A 24915-nucleotide genomic window follows, 5' to 3' on the forward strand; every position below is an offset into this window, starting at 1 on the left:
CCTCAGGCCTTCGGGCGCACGTCGCGGGCGACGCCGTCCAGGGCGGCGTTGACGAACTTGGCCTCGGCCTCGTCGAAGAAGGCCTTCGCCAGCTCGACATATTCATCGATGACGATCTCGCGCGGCACCTCGGGCTGGTGGGCCAGCTCCCAGGCCCCGCAACGCAGCAGGGCGCGCAAGGTGGCGTCCAGACGCTCCATGCGCCAGTTGGAGGCCAGACGGGCCTTCACGGCCGCGTCGATCTCACGCTGGTTGTCGATCACGCCGCGCACGATGCCGGCGAAATACTCTTCATCGGCCTCAGCCAGGGGCTCGCCTTCGATGTCGGCGTCGAAGCGGTGGTTTGAGAATTCGGTGATGACGGTCTCGACGCCCTCGCCGGCCAGTTCCATCTGGTACAGGGCCTGGACGGCGGCCAGACGCGCGACGGTGCGGGCGCGGCGCTGGCGCGAGGTCAGGGAGGGTTCAGCGCGCTCCTTCTCGCTCTCGGCGAGTTGCTGCAGGACGGACTGGATGCTGTTGGGTTCGGTCATTGCGCCGCAAGACCATGCCGGAGCCGTTTGCGCAAGGCGATCAGGTCCAGAGCCGCCCGCGCGGCGCCGCCGCCCTTGTCGCCTTCGCTGATCCGCGCCCGGGCCCAGGCCTGGTCCTCGTCCTCGGTCGTCAGGATGCCGTTGCCGATCGCCAGCCCCTTGAGGCCGAGCTGCATCAGCCCCGCCGCCGACTGATCCGAGACGATCTCGAAATGGTAGGTCTCGCCGCGAATGATGCAGCCGAGCGCCACGAAGCCGTCGTAGCGCGGCGCCGTCGGATATTTGCCGGCCTCGTCGGCCAGGGCGATGGCGGTCGGGACCTCCAGGGCGCCGGGCACGGTGACGACGTCAAAGGCCACGTTCTGGGCGCGCAGGGCGTCCTTCGCCCCGTCCAGCAGGGCGTCGGCCAGTTCGTCGTAGTAGCGCGCCTCGACGATGAGGACGCGGATCGGTTCGATCAGGATTGGTCTTCTCCGTTCATGCCGCGCCAGCCGACGATGCGCAGGCCATAGCCTTCCAGCGCGGTCGGCTCGGGGCGGGTCGAGCTCATCACGATCATGTCGCGGACCCCGAGGTCCAGCAGGATCTGGGCGCCGAGGCCATAGGCCTTGATGGCGCGGTCGTTGACGGCCGGCTTCTCGGCGCCCGACAGGCGCTCGGCCAGGCTCTGCAGCGAGGGGTCGCGCAGGAAGACGACGACGCCGGCCTCGCCGCTGTCCGAAATCTGTTTCAGGGCGGCGGGAATGTAGTTCTGTCGGTCCTCGCGGTGGCCCAGCAGGTCGGCGGCGAAGTCGACCTGGTGCATGCGGACCAGGGTCGGCTTGCCGGGCTCGATGCGGCCGTGGACCAGGGCGACGTGCTCGCCGCCCTCGATGGTGTCGCGGTACAGCATGAGGCGGAAGGGGCCGCCGTGGACGCTCTCGAACGGCTGATCCATGACCCGCTCGACATAGCGTTCGGTGCGGCGGCGATAGGCGATCAGGTCGGCGATGGTGCCGATCTTGAGGCCGTGCAGTTGGGCGAAGGCGACCAGGTCCGGCATCCGGGCCATGGTGCCGTCCTCGTTCATGATCTCGCAGATCACGCCCGCGGGGGTCAGGCCGGCCATGCGGCTGATATCGACCGCCGCCTCGGTGTGGCCGGTGCGGACCAGAACCCCGCCGTCGCGGGCGATCAGGGGGAAGACGTGGCCGGGCGAGACGATGTCGTCGGCGCCCTTGTTCGGATCGACGGCGGCCTGAACCGTGCGGGCGCGGTCGGCGGCGCTGATGCCGGTGGTGACGCCCTCCTTCGCCTCGATCGAGACGGTGAAGGCGGTGCCCATGGAGGTGCGGTTGTCGGCCGTCATCGGCGGCAGGCGCAGCTGGCGGCCGCGCTCGGCGGTGATGGCCAGACAGATCAGGCCGCGCGCATGGCGGGCCATGAAGTTGATCTGGTCCGGCGTCGCGAACTGGGCCGGGATGATGATATCGCCCTCGTTCTCACGATCCTCGGCGTCGACGAGGATGTAGGGGCGTCCGTTGCGGGCGTCCTCGAGGATGTCCTCGATCGGGCTGATCGGACTGGAGAGCATGTCCGACGAAAGCTGGATGGTGTTCATTACGCGGTCTCTTGCCAGCGCGCGAGATAGCGCGCCAGCATGTCGATTTCGAGGTTTACGGCGTCGCCGGGCTGCAATCGGCCCAGGGTCGTCGCCTCCCAGGTGTGGGGGATGATGTTCAGGTCGAAGTTTTGGCCGTCCACGGCGTTGACCGTCAGGGACACGCCGTCGACCGTGATGGAGCCCTTGGCGGCGATGTAGCGATGCAGGGGCGCGGGCGCCTCGACCACGATCCGGTGCGATCCGCCGACCGCTTCGATCGACACGACCTTGCCCAGACCGTCGACGTGGCCCGAGACGACATGGCCGCCCATTTCGTCGCCGAGTTTGGCCGCGCGCTCCAGATTGACGGGGTCGCCGGCCTTCCAGCCGCCTAGGGTGGTCCTGGACAGGGTCTCGTCCGAGACCTCGACCGCGAACCAGCCGTCATTCTTCTCGACGACCGTCAGGCAGCAGCCCGCGTGGCTGATCGAGGCGCCCATGTCGATGCCGGACACATCCCAGGCGGTCTCGATCTCATAGCGGCGGTCGCGGTTGGTTTCGGTGACCGTGCGGACGCGGCCGATGTCGGTGACGATGCCTGTGAACATCAGGAGACCCTTTCGTAGCGCTCCCACAGGTCGTCACCCAGAGCCTCCACCGCAAGGCGCCGGAACTTCGGAGCGTTCGCAAGACGGGCCAGCGACAGGGCCGCGACGCCCGGCCGGCCGTCTCCGCCCAGCAGGATCGGGGCCCGGAACCAGTCGATGGCGTCCACGACACCGGCCGTGACGAAGGCTGCGGCGACCCGGCCGCCACCCTCGATCATCAGGCTGCGCACGCCGCGGGCGTAGAGCAGCTCCAGAATGGCCTCGATGGTCGGACGGTTCTGGGCGTCGCCCGCGACCTGCACCACCTCGGCGCCGCCGACCGGATGGGGTTCACGGGTGGTGATGATCAGCGTGCCGGCCTTGGCAAGACGCGCGAAGGACGGGGTACGCAGGCGGCTGTCCAGCACGACCCGCAGGGGGTCGGCCTTCTCGATGCGAACACCGGCCTCACTCTCGGGCAGGCGCACGGTCAGGCGCGGGTCATCGGCAAGGACGGTCTCGACACCGACCAGGATGGCGTCGCCGGCTGCGCGCAGACGGTGTCCCTGCAGCCGGGCTTCAGGACCCGTGATCCACTGACTTTCGCCCGTCGAGGTGCCGATACGACCGTCCAGCGAGGTCGCGATCTTGAGAGTAATCCGGGGCCGCATCAGGTCTCGTCCAGGCCTTCGTCGCCGAGGAAGCGGGCGAAGTCGCCGGTGTGGCGGAAATCCTTGTAGACCGAGGCGTAGCGGACATAGGCCACTTCATCGACCGACTTAAGCGCCTTCATGATGAAGTCGCCGACGATGCTGGACGGGATTTCCGTCTCGCCCAGACTTTCCAGCTGGCGGGTGATGCGGCTGACCAGCTGTTCGACCTGTTCGCTCTGAACCGGCCGCTTGCGCAGGGCCACGTTCAGCGACCGCTCCAGCTTGTCGCGGTCGAAGGGCGTGCGACGGCCGTTGCGCTTCAGGATCATCAGCTCGCGCAGCTGCACCCGCTCGAAGGTGGTGAAGCGCCCGTTGCAGTTCGGGCAGGACCGGCGACGTCGGATGGCCGAGCCGTCGTCAGACGGCCGGCTGTCCTTCACCTGCGTGTCCTGATGGCCGCAAAAGGGGCACTTCATCCGCGGCTTACCCGTAGATCGGGAAGCGGCGCGTGAGCTCGCGCACCTTGCCGGCGACCTCGGCGATGACCGCCGGATCGGCCTCGTCGCCGCCGTTCATCGAGGAGACGACGTCGGCGATCCAGTGACCGATCGACTTGAACTCCTCCTCGCCGAACCCGCGCGTCGTGCCCGCCGGGGTGCCCAGACGGACGCCCGAGGTGACGGTGAAGGGGGCGGTGTCGAAGGGGACGCCGTTCTTGTTGCAGGTCATCAGGGCGTGTTCGAGCTGCAGCTCGGTCGCCTTGCCGGTCACGCCCTTGGGACGCAGGTCGACCAGCATCAGATGGCTGTCGGTGCCGCCCGAGACGATGGCCAGGCCACGCTCGACCAGGACGCCGGCCAGAGCCTGGGCGTTGGCCACGACCTGTTTCGCATAGACCTTGAACTCGGGCTTGAGCGCCTCACCGAAGGCCACGGCCTTGGCGGCGATGACATGCTCCAGCGGCCCGCCCTGCAGGCCGGGGAAGACGGCCGAGTTGATCTTCTTGCCCAGGTCGACGTCGTTGGACAGGATCATGCCGCCGCGCGGACCGCGCAGGGTCTTGTGGGTCGTGGTGGTCACGACGTGGGCGTGCGGCAGCGGGTCAGGATAGGCGCCGCCGGCGATCAGGCCCGCATAGTGGGCCATGTCGACGAACAGATAGGCCCCGACGCTGTCGGCGATCTCGCGGAAGCGCTTGAAGTCGATGTGGCGGCTGTAGGCCGAGGCGCCGGCCACGATCAGCTTCGGCTTTTCCTTCTCGGCCATCTCGGCGACGTGGTCGTAATCGATCAGATGGTTGTCCTCGCGGACCTTGTAGGTCACCGGGCGGAACCACTTGCCCGACTGGTTGGCCGGGGAGCCGTGGGTCAGGTGGCCGCCGCAGGCCAGGTCCATGCCGAGGAAGGTGTCGCCGGGCTGCAGCAGAGCGAAGAAGACCGCCTGATTGGCCTGGGCGCCCGAGTGGGGCTGGACGTTGGCGAAGGCGCAGCCGAACAGTTCCTTGGCGCGCTCACGGGCCAGGTCCTCAGTGACGTCGACGTATTCGCAGCCGCCGTAGTAGCGGCGACCGGGATAACCCTCGGCGTATTTGTTCGTGAGAACAGAGCCTTGTGCTTCGAGAACGGCCTTGGAGACGATGTTCTCCGACGCGATCAGCTCGATCTGTTCCTGCTGACGGCCCAGCTCGCCCTGGATGCCCTTGAAGACGTCCGGATCGGCGTCCGCGAGAGACTTCGAGAAGTAGTCGGCGTGGGTGGTGATGGTCACAGGCGTCCCCGGAAATCTGAAGGCGCCCTATCTAGTCCCGAGAGGGGTCAACCACAACATCTTGTGTCGGACAGGTGACGTCAGACACCGAGTATCCGTCGCAATTTCGCGATCGCCAGCCGCTCGACGGCCTTGGGTTCCATGGCCGGACCAACGGCCGTGGCCTCGGTTCCGGTCGCCACATGGACGGCGGTGACCTTCAGATAGGTTCCGTTGCGGGTCTTCTCGACGATGACCTGTCCGAGGCCATCCCCTGTCATCAAGCGGCCGAAGGCATCCGGGCGATGTGGCAGTGGGTCCAGAGCTGGTCCATGGCGCTGACCAGGGCGTCCATCATGCCGTCGTCATGGTTCGGCGAGGGGGTGAAGCGCAGGCGCTCGGTGCCCTTGGGCACGGTCGGATAGTTGATCGGCTGGACGTAGACGCCGAACTCTTCGAGCAGCATGTCCGAGATCATCTTGGTGTGGACCGGATCGCCGACGAAGACCGGGACGATGTGGCTTTCGCTCGGCATGACCGGGATGCCGGCGGCGGCGAAGCGGTCCTTCAGGGTCTGGGCGCGCTCCTGATGGGCGACGCGCAGTTCCGGATGGGCCTTGAGGTGACGCACCGAGGCCAGGGCGCCCGCGGTCAGGGCCGGCGGCAGGCTGGTGGTGAAGATGAAGCCCGCGGCCCAACTGCGCACCGCATCCACGATCACCGCGTCGGCGGCGATATAGCCGCCCATGACGCCGATGGCCTTGCCGAGGGTGCATTCGACGATGTCGATGCCATCCAGCACGCCGTCACGCTCGGCGACGCCGGCGCCGGTCGCGCCATACAGGCCGACCGCGTGGACTTCGTCGAGATAGGTCAGGGCGCCGTACTTCCGGGCCAGGGCGATGGTGCCGGCCAGGTCGGCGATGTCGCCGTCCATGGAATAGACGCTCTCGAAGGCGACCAGCTTGGGCGCATCGGCGGGCGCGGCGGCCAGCAACTGCTCCAGATGGGCCAGATCGTTGTGCATGAAGACGTGACGCTCGCAGCCGCCGTTGCGGATGCCGGCGATCATCGAGGCGTGATTCAGGCTGTCTGAGAAGATGATCAGGCCCGGCAGGATGCGCTGCAGGGTCGTCAGGGTCGCCTCATTGGCCACATAGCCCGAGGTGAACAGCAGCGCGGCTTCCTTCTGGTGCCAGGCGGCCAGCTCGGCCTCCAGGTCCACGGCCGAGCGCGTCGTGCCCGAGATGTTGCGGGTGCCGCCGGCGCCGGCGCCCACGGCGTCGATCTCGGCCTGCATAGCCTCCAGCACGACCGGGTTCTGGCCCATGCCGAGGTAGTCGTTCGAGCACCAGATGACGACGTCCTGCTCGGAGCCGTCCTCACGACGCCGAACGGCCTTCGGGAACTGGCCGCGCACGCGCTTCAGGTCGGCGAAGACGCGGTAACGCCCCTCGCTCTTCACCTGGTCGACGGCGGATTCGAAGGCGGCCTTGTAGTCGTACAACTGGGCGGACTTTCGCGCGAAAAACGTGGCGGGTATTTGCGCCGATAGACCCCCGGTGTCCACGCGATGACAAGGACAAATTGTCCTAAACCGCTAATTGATAACGGTTCTCAATCGCCGGAAAGCGCTGTCAGGGGGACGCGGGTGACCTGCACATCCTCCTTGTTCGTGGCGTAGCCCACCCACAGGAAGCCGTTCCAGACCGCGCTCTTGGGGTAGTGGTAGCCGGGGCGCTTGTACTGACCTTCGTAGCGCAGCGGCTGGAGATCGCCCTGCCCGCGCAGCAGGAAGGACCTGTCGAAGGTTCGTCCGTCACGGCTGACGGTCACCGCCAGCGGAATGCGAACGCGGTCGCTGTTCGGCGCATTGACGAGGAAGGCCGTCCCGTCCGGCAGATTGCCCGCGCTCTGTTTGGCGCGGCTGTCGGGCATGGCGGTGACCACCGGTGTGGACCAGCTGACGCCCCGGTCGCAGCTTTCGGAGGCCAGTTGGTGGTAGCTGAGATCCTCGTCGCGGAAGACCATGACGGCGCAGTCATCGGCCTGAAACAGGCTGGGCTCGATCTCGCGGCTGAGGCGGCTTTCGTGGACAGGCGCGCCCGCAGGCGTTGGAGCGCGTTCGAGATGGGTCATCCGGCCGAGCGTCCAGCCGGAGACGCCCAGCGGGTCGTCGGTGAAGGCCGGGGTCGCGATCATGCCGGGACGCATGTGGAAGGCGCCGATGATGCGGGCGCCGAAGTGGTGTGGGTCCTGTTCGATGACGCCGTCGATGGGCGTGCCGTTAGCCGTCAGCACCGGCTGCGACGCGGACCAGCTCTGGCCGTCGGTGCTGGTTCGGTACGCGGTCTGGCCGCCGTCGCCGGACTGGAAGCCGTAGGGCCAGACGTTCAGGTAGGCGACCAGAGTCCGGCCGTCGGTGGACCAGCCGCCGCTGGAGACCATGCGACCGCCTTCGCCCGGTGGGGCCAGTTCAACCGGCGCGGTCCAGTGCTGACCATCGGCGCTGGAAGAGAACATCACCCGGGTGTCAGGCGAATCCTCGTCACGAGGCGAGGCTTGCCACTGGGCGTAGAGCCGTCCGTTGAAAGCGATCAGGGAGACGCCGTTGCTGAAGTGGTCGGTCCCCTCCCCCGGCCGAAAGACGGTGAAGGTCTCCGTGCCCGGCGCAGGAATCAAGCCGAGGTCAGGCTCGGACGCATCGAACAGGCCGGGCGCGACCGTAAAGGGAGCGGGAGGGTCCTCAGCCGCCGCCGTCAGCAGCAGGAGAGCGGCGGCGAGGACGCTTTTGATCACGCCGGCTTGCGGAACTTGAGCATGAACTGGCTGGTGTGCCCCCGGATCGCCGGATCGAAGACATTGGCGGTCAGCGGATCGGCGTCATTCTTCAGGATGTCGCTCTGCGCCTCCAACACGAAGCCCGCGGCCTCGACCTCTTCCTTGACGATGGCGGGGTCGATGCGGTGCAGGCTGTCGGCGGCCGCCAGGCCCGAACCGGCGGCGGCGTAGTGGTCGACGATGACATAGAGGCCGCCCGGCTTGAGCGCCGCGAACACCGCCGCATTGGTCCTGGCCGCCGTGTCGGCCGCGAAGGGCTTCAGGTGCAGGTCGTGATAGTTCTGGGCGGTGAAGACCAGATCCATACCCGTCGGGAACTCAGGCGCGCCGACCGGCGAGCGGATGCCCTCGACGTTCGGCAGGGCGTCAGCGGCGGCGATGGCGTCGGCGTAGGAGGCCTGGAAGCCGATGAACTGGGCCGGTTGCCAGGCGATGACCTTGCCGGTCGGGCCGGTCGCGGCGGCGAAGACGCGGGTGAAATAGCCGCCGCCGATGATCATGTCGCCGATGGTCTGGCCGGGCATGACCTCGGCGAAGGCCAGGGTCTCGGCGGTATGGCGGGCCTCATCGCGCGCCTTGTCGGCATCGGTGCGGACCGGGTCGGCCAGGGCGGCGGCGTAGTGGCTGTCCTGACCCATGGACGCGGCGGCATTCGCCATCGAGTTGACCGCGTAGTCGATATTCGACTGCGCCAGGCAGTCGCCACCGACGAAGGCGGCCATCACGGCCACCGCGAAATACACCGTACGCTTCATGTCAGCCTCCCACGCGCCTTGAGCGGCGCTTGATTGAATACGACCGCGAACCGCCGAGGTTACCTTCAGCCCGGTTTGCGGAAGCGATAGACGAACTGGTCGGTCTTGCCGCGAATGGCGGGGTCGAAGACGGTCAGGGTGTGGTCGTCCTCGGGGTTGGCCACAGCCGAGGTCTCGCCGGCGAAGACAAAGCCCGCGGCCTCGACCTCGCGGCGCAGCTCGGCGCCCTCGATGCGGTGCAGGGTGCCCGAGACGCTGATGCCCGCGCCCGGCGCCGACTGGTGATCCAGGATGACATAGAGGCCGCCCGGCTTGAGCGCCGCGAACACCGCCGCGTTCATCCTGGCCACATCGACGCCGAACCGGGGAATGGTGAAGTCGTGGTACTCCTGCCCCATGAAGACCACGTCCAGGGGCTCGGGGAAGGTCATGGTGTCGAGGCTGCCGGTGATCCGGTTCACGTTCGGATAGGCGGCCGCCAGGGTATCGCCAAAGCCGTTCTCGCGCTGGGCGGTCTGGTTTGGCACGAAGGCGTAGACGCGGCCCGACGGACCGACCGCCTTGGCGAACAGGCGGGTGAAATAGCCTTCCTCGGGCCGGATGTCGGCGACGCGGTCCCCGGCGTCCAGCTGGGCGAAGGCCATCATCTCGGCGGGCTTGCGCAGCGGGTCGCGGGCGACCTCCTCGGCGGGACGCAGCGGATCGGCGATGGCGGCGGCGTAGGCGTTCTCTTCCACCCTGGTCAGTTCCTCGCCAGGCATGGCGACGATGGTCTTGTCGCCCCCGTCGCTGGCGATGATCACGCAACCGGACAGGGCCGTCGCCCCCAGGGCTGCGACGGCGGCGGCGAGGAGAAGCGACTTGGACATGGGGGTCATCCTGAACGGCGATGCGCGAAGCTACGCCCCGAAGCGTGACCGGATGCAAGCGGATTTCGTTCCTGAAACACCGGCTCGTGACACTTCATGAGGCGCGGCGACTTGACGCAGGCCGAGCCGGGGCGTTGTTTCCCGCCTCCCCCGCCGTCCGTACCCGAGAGTCTCCATGGTCCGTTTCGCCCGTCCCGCCTTCGCCGCCCTGCTGCTGGCGTCCGCCGCGCTTCCCGCGTTCGCGCAGACGGCCGCGCCCGCCGTAACGCCCTATACGACGATGGCGCCGATCCCGGCGGTGGTGGACAAGCCCTGGCCGGGCGTCGTGAAGCTGGACGTCGACGCCACCGACCTGAACCGCCGCATCTTCAGCGTCCATGAGACCATTCCGGTCGAGGGCGCGGGCCCGCTGACCCTGTTCTTCCCCGCCTGGCTGCCCGGCGACCACGGCCCCGACGGCCCGATCACCCAGCTGGCCGGCCTGGTCTTCACCGCGAACGGCCAGCGTCTGGAATGGACCCGCGACCCGGTCGAGAGCTTCGCCTTTCATCTGGTGGTGCCCGAGGGCGTGACCGAGATCAGCGCAGACTTCCAGCACCTGTCGCCGACGGCGGGCGCGCAGGGCCGCGTGACCATGACGGCCGAGATGCTGAACGCCCAGTGGGAGAAGATGCTGCTCTATCCCGCGGGCCGCTGGCACCACAACATCACGACCCAGACCAGCGTGAAGCTGCCGTCCGGCTGGAATTTCGGCACGGCGCTGGAAACCGCCTCCACCGAAGGCGACGTCACCACCTTCAAGCCGGTGACGCTCGACGTGCTGATCGACAGCCCGCTGATGGCCGGCGTCCACTATCGCCAGATCGATCTGGATCCGGGCGGCCGCTCGCCGGTCAAGCTGGACATCTTCGCGGACGCCGCCTCGAACATCGCCCCGACCGACGCCCAGATCGCCATCCTGCGCGCCTTGGTGACCCAGGCTGATCGTCTGTATGGCGCGCGCCACTTCGACCACTACAACTTCCTGATGGCCATGACCGACCGGCTGGGCGGCATCGGGCTGGAGCACCACCGCTCGTCCGAGGACAGCGTCGACCCGGCCTTCTTCACCGACTGGGACAACCAGTTCGGCGACCGCGACCTGCTGGCCCACGAATACACCCACTCCTGGAACGGCAAGTGGCGGCGTCCGGCGGGGCAGTATGTCCCCAACTACAACACCCCGCTGCAGAACGAGCTGCTGTGGGTCTATGAGGGCCAAACCCAGTTCTGGGGCAAGGTCCTGGCCGCCCGGTCGGGCCTGATGACCAGGGATCAGGCGCTGGACGCCCTGGCCATGGACGCCGCCACCTATGACAACCGCGTGGGCCGCTCGTGGCGGGCGATGCAGGACACGGTCAACGACCCGATCATCTCTATGCGCCGGCCCAAGGGCTGGCTGAGCGAGCAGCGCGACGAGGACTACTACGTCGAAGGCCAGCTGATCTGGCTCGACGCCGACACCCTGATCCGGGAGAAGACCAACGGCCGCAAGGGTCTGGACGACTTCGCCCGCGCCTTCTTCGGCACGCATGACGGCGAGTTCAACGAGGCGCCCTACACCTTCGATGACGTGGTCGCGGCGCTGAACGGGGTGGTCGAGAACGACTGGGCGACCTTCCTCCGCACCCGTCTGGACGGCCATGGCCCGGGCGCCCCGCTCGATGGTCTGGCGCGCGGCGGCTACCGCCTCGTCTACACCGACACCAAGAGCCCCTGGCAGAAGACGCTGGAAGGCGGCCTGAAGCGCAACAACTTCATGTATTCCATCGGCCTGCAGACCAATGGCGAGAACGGCATTTCGGCGGTCCAGTGGGACGGCCCGGCCTTCAAGGCGGGTCTGGCCATCGGCATGTCGATCGTCGCCGTCAACGGGGAGGCCGCTTCGGCCTCCAACCTCACCGACGCCATCAAGGCGGCCAAGGACACGACCACGCCGATCGAGCTGATCGTCAAGGACGGCGACCGTTACCGGACCGTCAGCCTCGATTACCACGACGGCCTGCGCTACCCGCACCTGGAGCGGATCCCGGGCACGCAGGACCGCCTGAGCGAACTCTACGCCGCGCGAGCTCGCTAACCGCAGTCCACGGACTTGATGATCCCCGTCTGCTGGTCGAACCGGATATTGAGCCGGTCCGGCCGGTAGTCGCGGGTCGTGGCGCAGGTGGTGCAGACGATCCGCACATTGGCGCCGGCTGCGAAATCCACCGCCCCGACGTGTGAGCCGATCAGAGACTGCGCGGCGGAGGCGTCGCATCGCTGGGGCGGCGTCGGACCGCCGGTCTCCGGCGGCGTCGCCATACAGCCGGTCAGGGCCGCGCCGGCGACGAGGGCCGCGAGCGCCCTCATCCGCACTTCACCTCGGTGATCCGGTTGCTGGCCGTGTCATAGACGATGTTCACCCGGTTCGGGTTGAAGTCCATGGTCATGGCGCAGGTCGTGCAGACCTCGCGGCGCGTCTCTCCCGGCGCGGCGGCAGGGAGTTCCGACCGGTTCTTGCCGATATAGCTGCGATAGGCATCGGCCTTGCACTGGCCGAGCTCATTGGACGGCGGGGCTGGGGTCGCGCCGCCACCCTCGACGGGCGCGCAGGCCGCCAGGGCGGAAAAGGCGATGAGGGTCGAGAGAAGCGCAGCGGATTTCGCAGGGTTTTTCACGGGCGTCGTCTCCTTTATCCGGTCAGCCGCAGCGGACCTGTTCGACCGTTTCGGTCTGGGCGTTGAAGAAGATGTTCAGGCGGTACGGGGAATAGTCCTCGGTGATGGCGCAGCTGGTGCAGACCACGCGGCGGTTAATCACATCGACCGGGACCGGGATTTCCGTCTTGTTGCGGCCGACCAGCCATTGAAGGTCGTTGGCCTTGCACAGGTCCTGACCGGTCTGGGGCATCCGGGTGCCGACCGGTTGGGACACCTGGGCGTCAGCGACCACAGCCGGCGCGGGCTTCGCCGCCGGAGCCGGAGTCGAACAGGCGGCAAGCGCGATCAGCCCGGCGACGATCAGGCCGCCTTTTGCCAGCCCTCGTCCGTCTGTTTCCAGTAGGCCAGGTTGGCGCCCTGCCCCTTCAAGGTCTTCCAGCGCTCGCGCGCGCCGGTCAGCGCCGTGTCGTCGCGTCCGTCGAAGATGATGAAGCATCGCTGGTAACTCTCCGTGGCGCCCAGTTCTGAGCCGTCGACGATGAACAGCGCCTGAGCGCCGTTCGGGTTCTCCATCGATTGCGTCAGCAGGATCGGCTGGCGCGCAGCGTTCGGTTCGTCGGCGCGACCGTGGGCGAGGAAGCTGTCCTCGCGAAACGTCCACAGCCGCTCATCGATATCCTCGAGCCGGTGTTCCCCGGCGACCCGGACCAGCGCCCGCCAGCCGCGTTGAAGCGTCCGGCCCAGAAGCTCCGGCAGCACCTGATCGAGCGTCGAACGCTCCAGGTGGTAGAACCAGATTTCCGGGCCGGTTGCGTCGGTCACTTGGACTCGTAGGTGTCCGCCACCATGCGATCCAGCGTGCGCACGCCGAAGCCGACGGCGCCTTCCGGAACCGTGGGGCTGGGCGACTTGTTGGCCCAGGCGGTCGGGGCGATGTCGAGGTGGGCCCACGGCACGCCGTTGGTGAAGCGCTGCAGGAACAGGGCGGCGGTGATCGAGCCGCCGGCGCGGCCGTTGCCAGTGTTCTTCACGTCGGCGATCTTGGAGTCGATGTGCTGCTCGTACTGGGGCGGCAGCGGCATGCGCCAGAAGTTTTCGCCCACCTTCTCGGCGGCGGCCAGGATCGGTCCGGCGACCTCTTCGCTGTTGGCGTAGAGCGGGGCGATGTCCAGGCCGACAGCGACGATGGCGGCGCCCGTCAGGGTGGCCAAGTCGATCATGAACTTCGGCTTGAAGCGCTCCTGGGTGTACCAGAGTGCGTCGGCGAGGACGAGGCGGCCCTCGGCGTCAGTGTTGATCACCTCGACCGACTGGCCGGACATGGAGATGACCACGTCGCCCGGGCGCTGGGCGTTGCCGTCAGGCATGTTCTCGACGAGGCCGAGCACGCCCACGGCGTTGACCTTGGCCTTGCGGCCCGCCAGCGCGTGCATGAGGCCGGCCACGGCGGCGGCGCCGCCCATGTCCCACTTCATGTCTTCCATGCCGTCGGCGGGCTTGATCGAGATGCCGCCGGTGTCGAAGCAGACGCCCTTGCCGACGAAGGCCAGAGGCTGGGCACCCGGTTCGCCGCCGTTCCACTGGATCACGGCCAGCTGACTTTCGCGGCGGCTGCCCTGACCGACGCCCAGCAGGGTCCACATGCCCAGCTTCTCCATCTCGGCTTCGCCGAGGATCTCGACCTTCAGGCCGAGGCGCTCCAGATCCTTGACCCGTTTGGCGAACTCGGCCGGGTACAGGACGTTGGCGGGCTCGGAGACCAGGTCGCGCGAGAAGGTCACGGCGTCGGCGACGGCCGACATCGGTTCAAAAGCGGCTTCGGCGGCGCGCAGGTCCGAGGTGACGACCTGGACCGTCTTGATCGAGGCGATCTTCTCGGGCTTCAGCGTCGTGCGGTATTTGTTGAAGGTGTAGGAGGCCAGACGCACGGCGAAGGCGGCGCGGGCCGACTGTTCCGGGGTCAGATGACCGAAATCGAGGGTCAGGGTCTCGGCGCCCGACAGCTTGACCGCGTGATACGCGGCGCCCGCGGCGGTTTCGACGCCCTTGTCATCCAGCGCATCCTTGCCCGCCCCGACCAGCAGGACGGTGGCGGCCTCGACGCCCGCGGGGGCGGCGACGGTCAGGGTGGAGTTGGCGGTGCCGGTGAAACGGCTGGCGGTCATCGCCTTCGTAAGGGCGCCGGAAGCCGCCGTATCCAGGGCAGGGCCGGTCCCGGCCAGGGCGCGGCCCTCGCCGACCAGAACGGCAAGGACTTCCGACGCGCCGGCGTGGGCGACAAATTCGATCTTCATGAAACGCGACTCCAGCCGGGATTGAGCCCCGGTCGTTTGCTACAGTTCGGGAGGGAGGCCGCGCGGTTGTCCGCAGGGCGTCCGGATGTGTATTAGATGCTCTCCATCACGCGCGCCCGCAACCTGGGTGTTCGCCGGCCGCTGCATGACCCTGATTCAACGCTATCTTTTCAAACAGATCGCCCTGCCCGTCGTGGCGGCGTGCGGCGCCCTGGCGGGAATCGGCCTGCTGTCCCAGAGCCTGGATCAACTGCAGGTCATCGTCGAGCGCGGACAGAGCGTTCTGGTTATGATCAAACTGACGCTGCTGGCCCTGCCGCAGCTGGTTTCGGTCATTCTGCCGATCGGCCTGTTCGTCGGCGCGCTGATCTCCCTGACCCGGCTGCAGCGCGAACAGGAGCTGACCGCCACCTTCGCCAGCGGGATGACGCGCTGGCAGGTGATCTCTCCGGCGGTGCGGATCGCGGTGCTGGTGGCCCTGCTGGCCCTGTTCACCAACCTCTTCGCCCAGCCCTGGGCCCAGCGGACGGCGCGGCAGGAGGCCTTCGCCATCCGCACCGACCTGGCCGCCCTGCTGGTCGAGGAGGGCCGCTTCGTCCAGGGCCCCGGCGGCCTGACCGTCTATGTGCAGCAGATCGAGCAGAACGGCCTGCTCAAGAACCTGTTCGTCTATCTGGACAACGGCAAGACGGTGCGGACCTGGGACGCCAGCGAGGCCCGGTTCGAACGGATCAACGGCGCGCCGACGCTGACCCTGGTCGACGGGTCGGCGCAGGAATATTCCAGGGACGGCGTCTTGAACCAGTTGTCCTTCGACCGCCTGCCCTTCGACCTCTCCCCCTATACGGAAAGCTCCGAGAAGATCCGTTACAAGCCCGCCGACCTGTGGATGTCGCAGCTGATCAATCCCACGCCGGATCTGATCGGTCACAGCGGGTCGCGCGGCGAGCTGCTGGCCGAGGCCAACAACCGGCTGTCGTCGCCGCTCTACGCCCTGACGGCCATGGCCATGGCCCTGGCGGCCATCATGGGCGGCCAGTTCAGCCGCTCGGGCTACAGCCTGCGCATCGCCAAGGCGGCGGGCGTCTTCCTGCTGGTGCGGATCATGGGCTACGGCATCGTCGCCGCCAGCGCCTGGAACGGCTGGCTGAACGTCTTCCAGTACATCCTGCCCCTCGCCTCGGCGGCCCTCGCCCTGCGGCTGCTGTTCCGCGCGCTCAAGCCGCGACGCCGCCGCACCTGGCCGATGCTCGAGCAGTTGAAGGCGCGGTTCGCATGAAACTCTCCCTTCGCACCGGCGACACGAGCAAGCCGATCCGGTTGGGCCGGATCGAACGCTATGTGCTGGTCCAGCAGATGCGCGCCCTGGGCGTAGCCCTGGCGGTGATCAGCGCCCTGGTCATGCTGATCGACTTCGTCGAAATCTCACGCGGGCTGGGCTCGGAGACCGATCTGTCGGCCCTTCGCATCGTCGGTCTGATGCTGATCAAGTCACCGCAGGTGATCGTCCAGCTTCTGCCCTTCGTCTTCCTGTTCGGCACCCTGTCGGCCTTCGTCAGCCTGAACCGGCGCTCCGAGCTGATCGCCATGCGGGCGGCGGGCATCTCGGCATGGCGTTTCGTCCTGCCGGCGGCCGGGATGGCCTTGGTGCTCGGCGTCCTGACCGTGACCTGCATCGGCCCCCTCGCGGCGGCGGGCGACAATCTGTTCCAGCGCGAGCGCGCCCGCATCTCGGGTTCGGCCCTGGGCGCGGCGGAAGACAATCAGGCGATCTGGCTGCGCGAAGGCGAGGACACGCGCCAGATGGTCATCCGCGCCGGTCGGCAGGATCGCGCCAATGCCCGACTGCTGGACGTCACCTTCTTCATCTACACAACCGATCCCAAGGGCCGCCGCGCGTTCAGCGAGCGGATCGACGCCCCGGCCGCCAGCCTCAGCGCCGGCCGCTGGCGGCTGATCAACGCCGTCGGCGCCCAGACGGGTCAGAGGGCGGTGCGCTACGCTACCCTCGACCTGCCCTCGAGCCTGGCCGATGACGAAGCCTTCGAACGTTTCGCGCGGCCGCAGGCGACCTCCTTCTGGTCCCTGCCCGCCCAGATCAGCCGGATCGAGGACGCCGGCTTCTCTTCGACCGCCTACCGGCTGCGACTGCAGCAGCTTCTGGCCACGCCCCTGATGTTCGCGGCGATGTCGATCCTGGCCGCCGCCTTCTCGCTGCGCCTGATGCGTCTGGGCGACCTGGCCAAGATGACCGTCGGCGCCGTGGTGCTGGGCTTCGCCTTCTTCTTCCTGAACCAGGCGTCCTCGGCCTTCGGCTCGGCCGAGGTGGTTCCGCCCTTCGTGGCGGCCTGGCTACCGGCGATGCTGACGGCGCTCGCCGCCTTTACCTTGCTGTTCTATACCGAAGACGGCTAAGCGACCCGTCGGCGGGGGGCCGAGGGTTTACGGATTGAGTTCGCATGCAGACTGAACGCGGCGCCTTTCAAGGCACAGGCCTGCGGACCCGGCTTCTGGCCGGCGCCGCCCTGATTGTCTGCGCGCCGTGGCTGGCTGGTCAGGCGATGGCCCAGACGGCGCCGGCGCCCGCTGCCGCCGTCGCCGATTCGAACGCTCCGGGTCCCGACGGCCTGCCTCCCAAGGCCGTCTACATCCAGGCCGAACAGGCGACCCGCACCGGCGACGTGATCACCGCCAGCAGCAGGTTCGAGCGCGTTCTTGCCCGCTTCCAGGGCCACACCCTGCGGGCCGGCGAAGTCACCTACGATATGGAAAAGGGCGTCGGCGGCGCCGATCGCCAGGTCGAGCTGACCAGTCCGGCCGGCGACGTCCTCTACGCCAGCCACCTTGAACTCGACTCCGACCTGAAGGCCGGGGTGGTTGTCGACCTCGCGACCCGCCTGTCCAACGGCGCGAGCGTGATGGCCGCCACCGCCGTACGCCGTTCGGAGAACGTCAGCGAGCTCAACTACGCCCTCTTCACCCCTTGCGCGATCTGCGACGTCAACGGCGCGCCCAAGACCCCAAGCATCGCCGTCAAGGCCGAAAAGGTGGTCCAGGACGAGGAACTGCGGGCCATCCTGTTCCGCAACGCCACCTTCGTCGTGGGCGGGGTGCCGCTGTTCTGGCTTCCGGTCTTCGCGGTGCCGGATCCCACCGTCGAGCGCGCCTCGGGCCTGCTGATCCCGATCATCAGCTATGACGAAGGCCGGGGCCTTTCGGTCGAGATGCCCTATCTGCATGTGGTCTCTCCGTCCGAGGACTGGATTTTCAGCCCGCAGATCAACACCCGGGTCGCCCCTTTCCTGAACCTGCAATGGCGGCGGCGCTTCGCCGACGGCACGATCGTGGCGCGCGGCGGCTATACCTACGCCCAGTCCTTCGGTGACTTCGACCTGGACGGCGACGGCATCACCGAGAGCAACGTCGACTTCGGCGACCGCACCAGCCGCAGCTACATCCTCGCCTATGGCAGGTTCGACCCGGCAGGCCCGTGGCGCTGGGGCTTCACCGCCGAACGGACGTCCGACAAGACCCTGTTCGACCGCTACGACGTTCGCGATCCCTATCAGGACAACGGTCTGTACTACGGCGACCAGCGCCGCCTGATCAGCCAGCTCTACGCCGAGCGTCAAACAGAGCGATCCTATCTGTCGGTCGCCGCCTTCTCGATCCAGAGCCTGCGGCTTGATCCGGCCTATGCCGACACGGATTTCCGCGACCCCGACGGCTACAAGGCTTTCGAGGACGACAAGACCCTGCCGCTGGTCGCGCCGCTGATCGACGGGCGGTGGGAGCCGGCCGATCCGGTGCTGGGCGGCCGTCTGCGCCTGAAGCTCTCGGCGGTATCCCTGTCGCGCAACGCCTATGTCGGCGCGCCGGTGCTGCGGCCCGAAGTGATCCCTGCGGGATCGACCGACGGCTTCGGCGGCGTCGACAGCCGCCGCATCACCCTGCAGGGCGAGTGGCGCCGGGCCTTCACCACGGCATCGGGCATCCGGCTGGAGCCCTTCATCGACGGCCGCTTCGACGCCTATTCGGTCTCGGATCTGCCGCCCATGCCGGGCAGCGAGGCGGAGGACATCATCACGCGGGGCCGGGCCACCGCGGGGATCGACGTCAGCTATCCGATGATCAAACGGCTCAGCGCCACCTCGGACCTGATCATTGAGCCGATGGCGCAGCTATCGGTCTCCAACAAGGCCAACCTCGATCCGCGTATCCCGATCGAGGACACCCAGACCTTCGAGCTGGACGAAAGCTCCCTGTTCCGCACCGACCGCCTGCCGGGGTACGACTTCTACGAAGGCGGCTCACGGTTCACGGCCGGCGCGCGGGCGACGCTGCGCTGGGACGATATTCGCAAGGCCAGCATCTTCATCGGCCGCAGCATGCGCTCCTATGACGAAGACGCCTTCCTGACGACCATTCCGGACGACGCCAGCAAGCTCTACGATCCGTCGGGACTGGCCTCCCAGACCTCTGACTGGGTCGTTCAGGCCAGCTTCTCGCCGACCGACCGGTTCCGCGGCTGGGGCCACGCCACCGTCGACGGTTCGGGCGACATCCGCAGGGCCGAGGCCGCCATCGACGGGACCTGGGGACGGCGCAACGTCGCCACGGTCAGCTATATCGTCGACCGGTCGAATCCCCTCGCCGGGGACAACAACCGGAACTACGAGTTCGTCCAGCTTCAGGCGCAGCAGTTCTACGGCAACTGGGGCGTGGCGGTCACAGGCATCGCCGATCTGGAGCGCGACCTGATCACCCGTTCCGAGGTTGGCCTGCTGTTCGACGACGATTGCTTCCGGTTCGAGCTGGGTTTCCGCCAGGACAACACTCGCGTCCGGCCGACCGGCCCGTCCGAGGGGGTTTATGTGCGCCTAAACCTCGCCACTTTTGGCGGTACAGGCTACGGACGAAACAGCAGCCGATGAACACATCGCTTGCAGGGGCGCGACCTCCCCGCACAATGGGGTCGAGACGGCGCTTCTTGAGGATCCAGGACAGACTATGCCTTTGATGCGTAACACGACGGGCGTCGCGATCGCCGCGCTTCTCGCGGGTACGGCTATTGCGCCGGCCTGGGCCCAGACGCCCCCCGCGCCCGCCCCGGCTCCGGTGCAGGCTCCGGCCCAGACGCCCGCGTCACCGGCCGCCGGTGCGCTGAACCCGGCCGCCGAACAGGCGCCGGCTCGCCCGGCCGCGGCTCCGCCCCAGTTCCAGATCTCCGAAGGCGTCATCGCCACGGTCAACGATCAGGTCATCACCAGCTTCGACCTGCGCCAGCGCATGCTCGGCATCATCGCCATGAGCCAGGTGCAGCCGACCGAGGAGAATATCCCGGCCATCCAGCAGCAGGCCCTGAACGCCCTGATCGAGGAGCGGCTCCAGAACCAGGAGCTGGCCAAGTACAAGGATCTGGTGATCAGCGACGCCGAGGTGGACGAGGAAATCGCCTCCATGGCCCAGGACGCCGGCACCACGCCGGCCAACTACATGAACTTCCTGGCGCAGGGCGGCATTCGTCCGCAGAACATGCGCGAGCAGCTGCGCACCGAACTGGGCTGGCGCGCCCTGGTCGGCGGCCGCTTCAACAGCCGGTCCAAGGTCTCCCACGCCGCGGTCGAACAGGCCATGCGTCAGATGACCGAGACGGCGTCCAAGCCCCAGTATCTGATCGGCGAAATCTACATCGAAGCCGCCCGCGTCGGCGGACAGCAGGCCGCCATGAACGGCGCCGAGCAACTGGTCCAGCAGATGGTCCAGGGCGCGCCCTTCCAGGCCGTGGCCCGCCAGTTCTCGTCCGCGCCGTCGGCGCAACGCGGCGGCGACGCCGGCTGGGTCGTGCAGGGCACCGTGCAACCCGCCCTCCAGAACGCGCTGGACCAGCTGCAGGTCGGCCAGCTGTCGCGGCCCATCCCGGTCGATGGCGGGGTCTATATCGTCTACATGCGCGACAAGCGCTCCGGAGCCGCCACCAGCCTGGTGACGATGAAGCAGATCATGGTCGAGGCGCCCGAAAACGCGTCTGAGGCCGACGTCGCGGCCGCGACCGCGCGTCTGGAAGCCCTGCGGCCGCAACTGACCTGCGACAACATCCTGCAGCGCGCGACCTCGGAACAGGGCCTTCTGGGCTCTGATCTCGGCGAGTCGGACATCGCCAACCTGGCGCCCCAGTTCCAGCAGGTCGCCCGTGCGGCCGAGGTCGGCACCATCAGTTCGCCGGTCCGCACGCCTCTGGGCGTTCACCTGCTGGCCGTCTGCGGCCGTCGCGTTGGCGGTCCGGACGCACCGACCTTCCAGCAGGTCGAGAACCGGCTGCAAAACCAGAACCTCGCCATGCTGGCGCGTCGCTACATCCGCGATCTGCGGTCGGACGCCCTGATCGAGCTGAAATAGCGGAATGGCCGCGCCCCGGCCGCTGGTCCTGTCGATGGGCGAGCCCGCCGGGGTCGGTCCCGAGATCATCGCCGGCGCCTGGCGCGCGCTGTCCCCGGACGGCGCGCCCTTCGCGGTCGTTGGCGACCCCGGCCTGCTCAAGGCGCAAGGCGTGCCGATCGTCGAGATCGGACAGGTCGCCGACGCCGCCAGCCGTTTCGCCCGCGTCCTGCCGGTGCTGAGCCATCCCGCGCCCGCCCCGGTCGTCGTCGGCAGTCCCGATCCGGCCAACGCCGGGGTCGTCGCCGACTGGATCGAACGCGGCGTCGACCTGTGCCTGTCCGGCGAGGCCTCGGGACTGGTCACCGCCCCCATCGCCAAGGCGCCGCTCTACGCTGCCGGCTTCCGCTTTCCGGGCCACACGGAGTTCATCGCGGAACTAACCGCTGACGCCCCCTTCGCCGGGACGCGCGGGCCCGTGATGATGCTGACGGCGAAGGACCTGCGCGCCTGTCTGGTGACCATCCACGTCGCCCTGGATCAGGTGCCCCAACTGGTCACCGGCGAGCGGGTCATCCGCACTGCCCGGGTGGTGCATGAGGCGATGAAGCGCGACTTCGGCATCGCCCGCCCCCGTCTGGCCCTGGCCGCTCTGAACCCCCATGCGGGCGAAGGCGGGGCCCTGGGTCTGCAGGAGATCGAGGTTCTGGCGCCCGCCGTCGAGGCCCTCCGCGCCGAGGGGATCGCGATCACCGATCCCCTGCCCGCCGATACGATGTTCCACGACGCAGCGCGCGCGACCTATGACGCCGCCATCTGCCTCTATCACGATCAGGCCCTGATCCCGGTCAAGACGCTGGACTTCTGGGGCGGGGTCAACGCCACCCTGGGCCTGCCCATCGTCCGCACCTCGCCCGATCACGGCACCGGCTTCGACATCGCCGGGAAGGGCGTGGCCCGCTCCGACAGCCTGATCGCCGCGATCCGACTGGCCGCCGAGATGGCCGCGGCGCGCACTGGCGGCCAGCTTCCCAGAGACTAGCTTTCCCGGGGCTGGCGGTGTTCAAGGGCGCATGAGTTCCGACCTGCCGCCCCTGCGCGAATCCCTCGAAGCCCACGGGCTGCTGGCCAAGAAGAGCTTCGGCCAGCATTTCCTGCTGGACCTGAACGTCACGCGAAAGATCGTGCGTCTGGCCGGACCGTTCGAGGGCCGCGCGGTGATCGAGGTCGGCCCGGGCCCCGGCGGCCTGACCCGCGCCATTCTGGAGAGCGACGCCGGTCCGGTGACGCTCGTGGAGAAGGATCCGCGCTTCGTCCCCCTGCTGGAGGAGCTGGACGCCGGCGACGGCCGTCTGACCATCGTCCAGGCCGACGCCCTGAAGGTGGATGAGGCGAAACTGGCCGAGGGTCCGACCCATCTGGTGTCGAACCTGCCCTATAACGTCGGCACGGCCCTGCTGATCAAATGGCTGACGGGGCCGTGGACGCCGTGCGCCCTGACCCTGATGTTCCAGAAAGAGGTCGCCGAGCGGATCGTGGCCGATACCGACGACGACGCCTATGGCCGTCTGGCGGTGATCTCGCAGGCCGTTGCCGAGGCGCGGATCGTCATGCATCTGCCCGCCGCCGCCTTCACCCCGCCGCCCAAGGTGGCCTCGGCCGTGGTGCATTTGGTCCCGCGCGCCGACCGGCCCGACCGGGCGACGCTGAAGCGGCTGGAGACCGTCACCGCCGCCGCCTTCGGCCAGCGCCGCAAGATGCTGCGCTCCAGCCTGAAGCAACTAGGCGGCGGCGCCCTGTGCGAGGCAGCCGGCATCGACCCCGACGCCCGCGCCGAGACCATCGACGTGGCGGGCTTCCTGCGGCTGGCCGAGGCGATCCAGCGGTGACCGGTGCGCCCGAGGACAGGCGAAGCCTCGGCCGGCTCGGGCTGGCCTTCTTTTACTTCGTGATGATCCCCGGCTTGGCGTTTCAGGCCTTTATCGAGATGGTTTGCAAAGGTCTGGGCAGCAGCATAGCTCCCGCGTCTACCGCAGCCGTCAGCGTGCCTTTGGCGGCTGTGCCGACCATGGCGCTCCTGTTTGTCGCCTTCATCAATCGGGGGCCGCGCCTCGCGGTTCGCGCACTTGGCTATGCAGCCTCTCTACACGGCCTGCTTTGCGGCTGGCTTTGGATCACGCTGTCGACGCCGATGCGGGAAATGTATCCCGACTACGCCTTCAACTGGCTGGACAATCACCCCGACCTCGCCGGCCTCTGGCTGATGCTGGCCTCCGGCGCCGTCTGGCTTGCGCTATTCGCCACCTCGCCGGCATTGCCTCCCGAGCTGAAGCGCCTCAGAGGCTTCCCATGACCGAGATCGAACCCTTTCGCGCCATCACCATCAGCCGTATCGCCCACGCCCTCAAGGCCGAAGGGCGCGACGTGATCCATATGGAGTTCGGCCAGCCCTCGACCGGCGCCCCGGCCGCCGCCATCGCCGAGGCGCACCGGGTGCTGGACGTCGACGGCATGGGCTATTGGGAAAGCACGCCGCTGAAGGCGCGGATCGCTCGCCTCTATCAGGACCGCTACGGCGTCAATGTCGATCCGGACCGGCTGCTGATGACCTGCGGCGCCTCGCCCGCACTCGTTCTGGCGCTCTCGTCGCGGTTCCGGCCCGGCGACCGGATCGCCATGGCCCGGCCCGGCTACGTCGCCTATCGCAACACGGTGAAGGCGCTGAACCTGACGCCGGTCGAGATCGCCTGCGGGCCGGCCGAACACTATCAGCTGACGGCCGCGGCGCTCGAGGCGCTGGAGCCAGCGCCCGCCGGCGTCATCATCGCCAGCCCCGCCAATCCGACCGGCTCGATCATCGCGCCCAAGGAACTGGCCGCCATCGCCGACGTCTGTCGCCAGCGCGGCATCGTCATCGTCTCGGACGAAATTTACCACGGCCTCAGCTACGGCAGTCCCACGCCCTCGATCCTGGAGTTCGAGCCCGAGGCCTTCGTCATCAACAGCTTCTCCAAATACTGGAGCATGGCCGGGTGGCGGCTGGGCTGGCTGCTGGTCCCGCCCGACCATATTGCGGCGGCCAAAGCCTATATCGGCAACCTGTTCCTGACCCCGCCGTCGCTGAGCCAGCACGCAGGTCTGGTCGCCATGGACTGCGTCGAGGAGCTGGAAGGCCATATCGAGGTCTATCGCCGGAACCGCGAGCTGGTGCTGGCGGCCCTGCCCTCGCTGGGCCTGAAGACCATCGCCCCGCCCGACGGCGCCTTCTACGTCTGGGCCGACATCGGCCACCTGACCGACGACAGCGTGGCCTTCTGCGAGCAGCTGTTGCGGGACACCGGCGTGGCGACGGCGCCCGGCGTGGACTTCGACCCCGTCGACGGTCATCGCTTCATGCGTTTCAGCTTCGCGGTGTCCACGCCCCTGATCGAAGCGGCGCTGGAGCGTATGCGGCCGTGGTTCGCGGCGCGGGCTGCCGGATAATCATTCAGGCTTGAAGGCCGGATCCGTAAGGCAGAGAGCCCGGCGCTGCCAATGGAAGCCCTCACCGACCGGCCGCCAGTTCAGCGGGTCGGTGTCCTTACCCTCGAAACACCCCTCGCCGGTGCGGACGTTGAAGCCGGTTTCGGCCCGGACGAGCGGTTCCTGCCCGTCGCGCTGCTCGACGATCAGGGCCAGGCGATAGGGCTTGTTCCAGGGCGACCCCATCTCGATCCGCGCCGTGAATTCCTCAGGCAAAGCCGGACCGGCCAGGGTCACGGCGTCCTTGTAGCGACCAAGGAACATGGAAGTGCAGTTCCACTGGGGGCAGAGCGGCTGGGGATCGGTCTCGGACACGGTCTGCACCAGCACCAGGCTGAGCTTCGCGGGATCGGCGGGCGGAAACGCCGGCTCCACCGGCGACACGATCGGCATCTGGACCACGGCCTGGGCCAGCAACAGACTCAGAAGCATCGCCTCTCCCCCCTGGAGTGAAAAGGCCCGCCGTCCTGTTCG

27 protein-coding genes are annotated in these 24915 nt (G+C 68.0%); 9 read left to right on the top strand and 18 right to left on the bottom strand.

Going from position 1 to position 24915, the window contains the following annotated elements; genetic code table 11:
• Positions 1–2: 2 nt before the first annotated feature.
• The 12 genes from nusB to AC1ROD_RS10185 all read right to left on the bottom strand — a co-directional run bounded on the left by nusB (position 3) and on the right by AC1ROD_RS10185 (position 9566).
• A complete protein-coding gene (nusB, locus tag AC1ROD_RS10130; protein ID WP_492948121.1) occupies positions 3–533 on the bottom strand; it encodes a transcription antitermination factor NusB in 531 nt (176 codons plus the stop codon).
• Positions 530–994: a 6,7-dimethyl-8-ribityllumazine synthase gene (gene ribH, locus AC1ROD_RS10135; protein WP_492948444.1), complete on the bottom strand. Its 465-nt coding sequence runs from the start codon at positions 992–994 to the stop codon at positions 530–532. Before ribH ends, nusB begins: the two co-directional genes overlap by 4 nt.
• Complete coding sequence (ribB, locus tag AC1ROD_RS10140; RefSeq protein ID WP_492032533.1) at positions 991–2133, bottom strand: 3,4-dihydroxy-2-butanone-4-phosphate synthase; 1143 nt, start codon at positions 2131–2133, stop codon at positions 991–993. The genes ribH and ribB overlap by 4 nt, the downstream gene beginning before the upstream one ends.
• Positions 2133–2723: a riboflavin synthase gene (locus AC1ROD_RS10145; protein ID WP_492948122.1), complete on the bottom strand. Its 591-nt coding sequence runs from the start codon at positions 2721–2723 to the stop codon at positions 2133–2135. The genes ribB and AC1ROD_RS10145 overlap by 1 nt, the downstream gene beginning before the upstream one ends.
• Positions 2723–3373, bottom strand: coding sequence for a RibD family protein (locus tag AC1ROD_RS10150; RefSeq protein ID WP_492948123.1), 651 nt, complete (start codon positions 3371–3373; stop codon positions 2723–2725). Before AC1ROD_RS10150 ends, AC1ROD_RS10145 begins: the two co-directional genes overlap by 1 nt.
• Positions 3373–3831: a transcriptional regulator NrdR gene (gene nrdR, locus AC1ROD_RS10155; RefSeq protein WP_492948124.1), complete on the bottom strand. Its 459-nt coding sequence runs from the start codon at positions 3829–3831 to the stop codon at positions 3373–3375. The genes AC1ROD_RS10150 and nrdR overlap by 1 nt, the downstream gene beginning before the upstream one ends.
• A gap of 7 nt (positions 3832–3838) precedes the next feature.
• Positions 3839–5122: a serine hydroxymethyltransferase gene (glyA, locus tag AC1ROD_RS10160; RefSeq protein WP_492948125.1), complete on the bottom strand. Its 1284-nt coding sequence runs from the start codon at positions 5120–5122 to the stop codon at positions 3839–3841.
• 80 nt (positions 5123–5202) lie between these two features.
• Complete coding sequence (locus AC1ROD_RS10165; RefSeq protein ID WP_492948126.1) at positions 5203–5382, bottom strand: DUF6898 family protein; 180 nt, start codon at positions 5380–5382, stop codon at positions 5203–5205.
• A complete protein-coding gene (gene hemA / locus AC1ROD_RS10170) occupies positions 5382–6608 on the bottom strand; it encodes a 5-aminolevulinate synthase (RefSeq protein ID WP_492948127.1) in 1227 nt (408 codons plus the stop codon). Before hemA ends, AC1ROD_RS10165 begins: the two co-directional genes overlap by 1 nt.
• 110 nt (positions 6609–6718) lie before the next feature.
• Positions 6719–7900, bottom strand: coding sequence for a sialidase family protein (locus tag AC1ROD_RS10175; RefSeq protein ID WP_492948128.1), 1182 nt, complete (start codon positions 7898–7900; stop codon positions 6719–6721).
• Complete coding sequence (locus AC1ROD_RS10180) at positions 7897–8697, bottom strand: class I SAM-dependent methyltransferase (RefSeq protein WP_492948129.1); 801 nt, start codon at positions 8695–8697, stop codon at positions 7897–7899. The genes AC1ROD_RS10175 and AC1ROD_RS10180 overlap by 4 nt, the downstream gene beginning before the upstream one ends.
• A 65-nt stretch (positions 8698–8762) precedes the next feature.
• A complete protein-coding gene (locus AC1ROD_RS10185; RefSeq protein WP_492948130.1) occupies positions 8763–9566 on the bottom strand; it encodes a class I SAM-dependent methyltransferase in 804 nt (267 codons plus the stop codon).
• A 175-nt stretch (positions 9567–9741) separates the two neighbouring features.
• Here AC1ROD_RS10185 and AC1ROD_RS10190 point away from each other — a divergent pair, with 175 nt between their 5' ends.
• On the top strand, positions 9742–11685 hold the full coding sequence (locus tag AC1ROD_RS10190; protein ID WP_492948131.1) for a M61 family metallopeptidase: 1944 nt from the start codon (positions 9742–9744) through the stop codon (positions 11683–11685).
• Here AC1ROD_RS10190 and AC1ROD_RS10195 read toward each other — a convergent pair.
• From AC1ROD_RS10195 to AC1ROD_RS10215, 5 genes are all read right to left on the bottom strand, one after another.
• Positions 11682–11957: a peptidase inhibitor I78 gene (locus AC1ROD_RS10195; RefSeq protein WP_492948132.1), complete on the bottom strand. Its 276-nt coding sequence runs from the start codon at positions 11955–11957 to the stop codon at positions 11682–11684. The genes AC1ROD_RS10190 and AC1ROD_RS10195 overlap by 4 nt on opposite strands.
• Complete coding sequence (locus AC1ROD_RS10200) at positions 11954–12265, bottom strand: I78 family peptidase inhibitor (protein ID WP_492948133.1); 312 nt, start codon at positions 12263–12265, stop codon at positions 11954–11956. Before AC1ROD_RS10200 ends, AC1ROD_RS10195 begins: the two co-directional genes overlap by 4 nt.
• Before the next feature lie 22 nt (positions 12266–12287).
• Positions 12288–12521: a hypothetical protein gene (locus AC1ROD_RS10205; RefSeq protein WP_225897060.1), complete on the bottom strand. Its 234-nt coding sequence runs from the start codon at positions 12519–12521 to the stop codon at positions 12288–12290.
• 86 nt (positions 12522–12607) lie between these two features.
• Positions 12608–13069, bottom strand: a complete 462-nt coding sequence (locus AC1ROD_RS10210) for a DNA polymerase III subunit chi (protein WP_492948134.1) — start codon at positions 13067–13069, stop codon at positions 12608–12610.
• Positions 13066–14541, bottom strand: coding sequence for a leucyl aminopeptidase (locus tag AC1ROD_RS10215; RefSeq protein WP_492948135.1), 1476 nt, complete (start codon positions 14539–14541; stop codon positions 13066–13068). The genes AC1ROD_RS10210 and AC1ROD_RS10215 overlap by 4 nt, the downstream gene beginning before the upstream one ends.
• A gap of 145 nt (positions 14542–14686) precedes the next feature.
• Here AC1ROD_RS10215 and AC1ROD_RS10220 point away from each other — a divergent pair, with 145 nt between their 5' ends.
• The 8 genes from AC1ROD_RS10220 (at position 14687) to AC1ROD_RS10255 (ending at position 24402) form a co-directional block, all read left to right on the top strand.
• Positions 14687–15820, top strand: coding sequence for an LptF/LptG family permease (locus AC1ROD_RS10220; RefSeq protein ID WP_492948136.1), 1134 nt, complete (start codon positions 14687–14689; stop codon positions 15818–15820).
• Positions 15817–16956: an LPS export ABC transporter permease LptG gene (gene lptG / locus AC1ROD_RS10225; protein ID WP_492948137.1), complete on the top strand. Its 1140-nt coding sequence runs from the start codon at positions 15817–15819 to the stop codon at positions 16954–16956. Before AC1ROD_RS10220 ends, lptG begins: the two co-directional genes overlap by 4 nt.
• Positions 16957–17000: 44 nt before the next feature.
• Positions 17001–19475, top strand: coding sequence for an LPS-assembly protein LptD (locus AC1ROD_RS10230; protein ID WP_492948138.1), 2475 nt, complete (start codon positions 17001–17003; stop codon positions 19473–19475).
• A gap of 85 nt (positions 19476–19560) precedes the next feature.
• Positions 19561–20940: a peptidylprolyl isomerase gene (locus tag AC1ROD_RS10235; protein ID WP_492948139.1), complete on the top strand. Its 1380-nt coding sequence runs from the start codon at positions 19561–19563 to the stop codon at positions 20938–20940.
• A 4-nt stretch (positions 20941–20944) separates the two neighbouring features.
• Entirely contained in the window at positions 20945–21961 is a 1017-nt protein-coding gene (gene pdxA / locus AC1ROD_RS10240) for a 4-hydroxythreonine-4-phosphate dehydrogenase PdxA (RefSeq protein ID WP_492948140.1), read from the top strand.
• Positions 21962–21992: 31 nt separating this feature from the next.
• Positions 21993–22808, top strand: a complete 816-nt coding sequence (rsmA, locus tag AC1ROD_RS10245) for a 16S rRNA (adenine(1518)-N(6)/adenine(1519)-N(6))-dimethyltransferase RsmA (protein ID WP_492948141.1) — start codon at positions 21993–21995, stop codon at positions 22806–22808.
• On the top strand, positions 22805–23272 hold the full coding sequence (locus AC1ROD_RS10250; RefSeq protein ID WP_492948142.1) for a hypothetical protein: 468 nt from the start codon (positions 22805–22807) through the stop codon (positions 23270–23272). Before rsmA ends, AC1ROD_RS10250 begins: the two co-directional genes overlap by 4 nt.
• Positions 23269–24402, top strand: a complete 1134-nt coding sequence (locus tag AC1ROD_RS10255; RefSeq protein ID WP_492948143.1) for a pyridoxal phosphate-dependent aminotransferase — start codon at positions 23269–23271, stop codon at positions 24400–24402. The genes AC1ROD_RS10250 and AC1ROD_RS10255 overlap by 4 nt, the downstream gene beginning before the upstream one ends.
• Here AC1ROD_RS10255 and AC1ROD_RS10260 read toward each other — a convergent pair whose 3' ends face one another.
• The gene (locus AC1ROD_RS10260; protein WP_492948144.1) at positions 24403–24873 is read right to left on the bottom strand and encodes a hypothetical protein; all 471 of its coding nucleotides are present in this window, start codon (positions 24871–24873) and stop codon (positions 24403–24405) included. It abuts the gene before it with no gap.
• Positions 24874–24915: the final 42 nt, after the last annotated feature.

This window comes from Brevundimonas sp. GW821-FHT12E07, from assembly GCF_058807035.1.

What these genes read in the sequence shown, in the direction of transcription:
- AC1ROD_RS10165 (WP_492948126.1), bottom strand. Translation starts at nt 5,382, where the DNA reads ATGACAGGGGATGGCCTCGGACAGGTCATCGTCGAGAAGACCCGCAAC.
- AC1ROD_RS10235 (WP_492948139.1), top strand. Translation starts at nt 19,561, where the DNA reads ATGCGTAACACGACGGGCGTCGCGATCGCCGCGCTTCTCGCGGGTACG.
- AC1ROD_RS10195 (WP_492948132.1), bottom strand. Translation starts at nt 11,957, where the DNA reads ATGAGGGCGCTCGCGGCCCTCGTCGCCGGCGCGGCCCTGACCGGCTGT.
- AC1ROD_RS10190 (WP_492948131.1), top strand. Translation starts at nt 9,742, where the DNA reads ATGGTCCGTTTCGCCCGTCCCGCCTTCGCCGCCCTGCTGCTGGCGTCC.
- AC1ROD_RS10260 (WP_492948144.1), bottom strand. Translation starts at nt 24,873, where the DNA reads ATGCTTCTGAGTCTGTTGCTGGCCCAGGCCGTGGTCCAGATGCCGATC.
- ribB (WP_492032533.1), bottom strand. Translation starts at nt 2,133, where the DNA reads ATGAACACCATCCAGCTTTCGTCGGACATGCTCTCCAGTCCGATCAGC.
- nusB (WP_492948121.1), bottom strand. Translation starts at nt 533, where the DNA reads ATGACCGAACCCAACAGCATCCAGTCCGTCCTGCAGCAACTCGCCGAG.
- AC1ROD_RS10220 (WP_492948136.1), top strand. Translation starts at nt 14,687, where the DNA reads ATGACCCTGATTCAACGCTATCTTTTCAAACAGATCGCCCTGCCCGTC.
- AC1ROD_RS10150 (WP_492948123.1), bottom strand. Translation starts at nt 3,373, where the DNA reads ATGCGGCCCCGGATTACTCTCAAGATCGCGACCTCGCTGGACGGTCGT.
- lptG (WP_492948137.1), top strand. Translation starts at nt 15,817, where the DNA reads ATGAAACTCTCCCTTCGCACCGGCGACACGAGCAAGCCGATCCGGTTG.
- AC1ROD_RS10180 (WP_492948129.1), bottom strand. Translation starts at nt 8,697, where the DNA reads ATGAAGCGTACGGTGTATTTCGCGGTGGCCGTGATGGCCGCCTTCGTC.
- AC1ROD_RS10215 (WP_492948135.1), bottom strand. Translation starts at nt 14,541, where the DNA reads ATGAAGATCGAATTTGTCGCCCACGCCGGCGCGTCGGAAGTCCTTGCC.
- AC1ROD_RS10145 (WP_492948122.1), bottom strand. Translation starts at nt 2,723, where the DNA reads ATGTTCACAGGCATCGTCACCGACATCGGCCGCGTCCGCACGGTCACC.
- pdxA (WP_492948140.1), top strand. Translation starts at nt 20,945, where the DNA reads ATGGCCGCGCCCCGGCCGCTGGTCCTGTCGATGGGCGAGCCCGCCGGG.
- AC1ROD_RS10255 (WP_492948143.1), top strand. Translation starts at nt 23,269, where the DNA reads ATGACCGAGATCGAACCCTTTCGCGCCATCACCATCAGCCGTATCGCC.
- nrdR (WP_492948124.1), bottom strand. Translation starts at nt 3,831, where the DNA reads ATGAAGTGCCCCTTTTGCGGCCATCAGGACACGCAGGTGAAGGACAGC.
- AC1ROD_RS10230 (WP_492948138.1), top strand. Translation starts at nt 17,001, where the DNA reads ATGCAGACTGAACGCGGCGCCTTTCAAGGCACAGGCCTGCGGACCCGG.
- rsmA (WP_492948141.1), top strand. Translation starts at nt 21,993, where the DNA reads ATGAGTTCCGACCTGCCGCCCCTGCGCGAATCCCTCGAAGCCCACGGG.
- AC1ROD_RS10185 (WP_492948130.1), bottom strand. Translation starts at nt 9,566, where the DNA reads ATGTCCAAGTCGCTTCTCCTCGCCGCCGCCGTCGCAGCCCTGGGGGCG.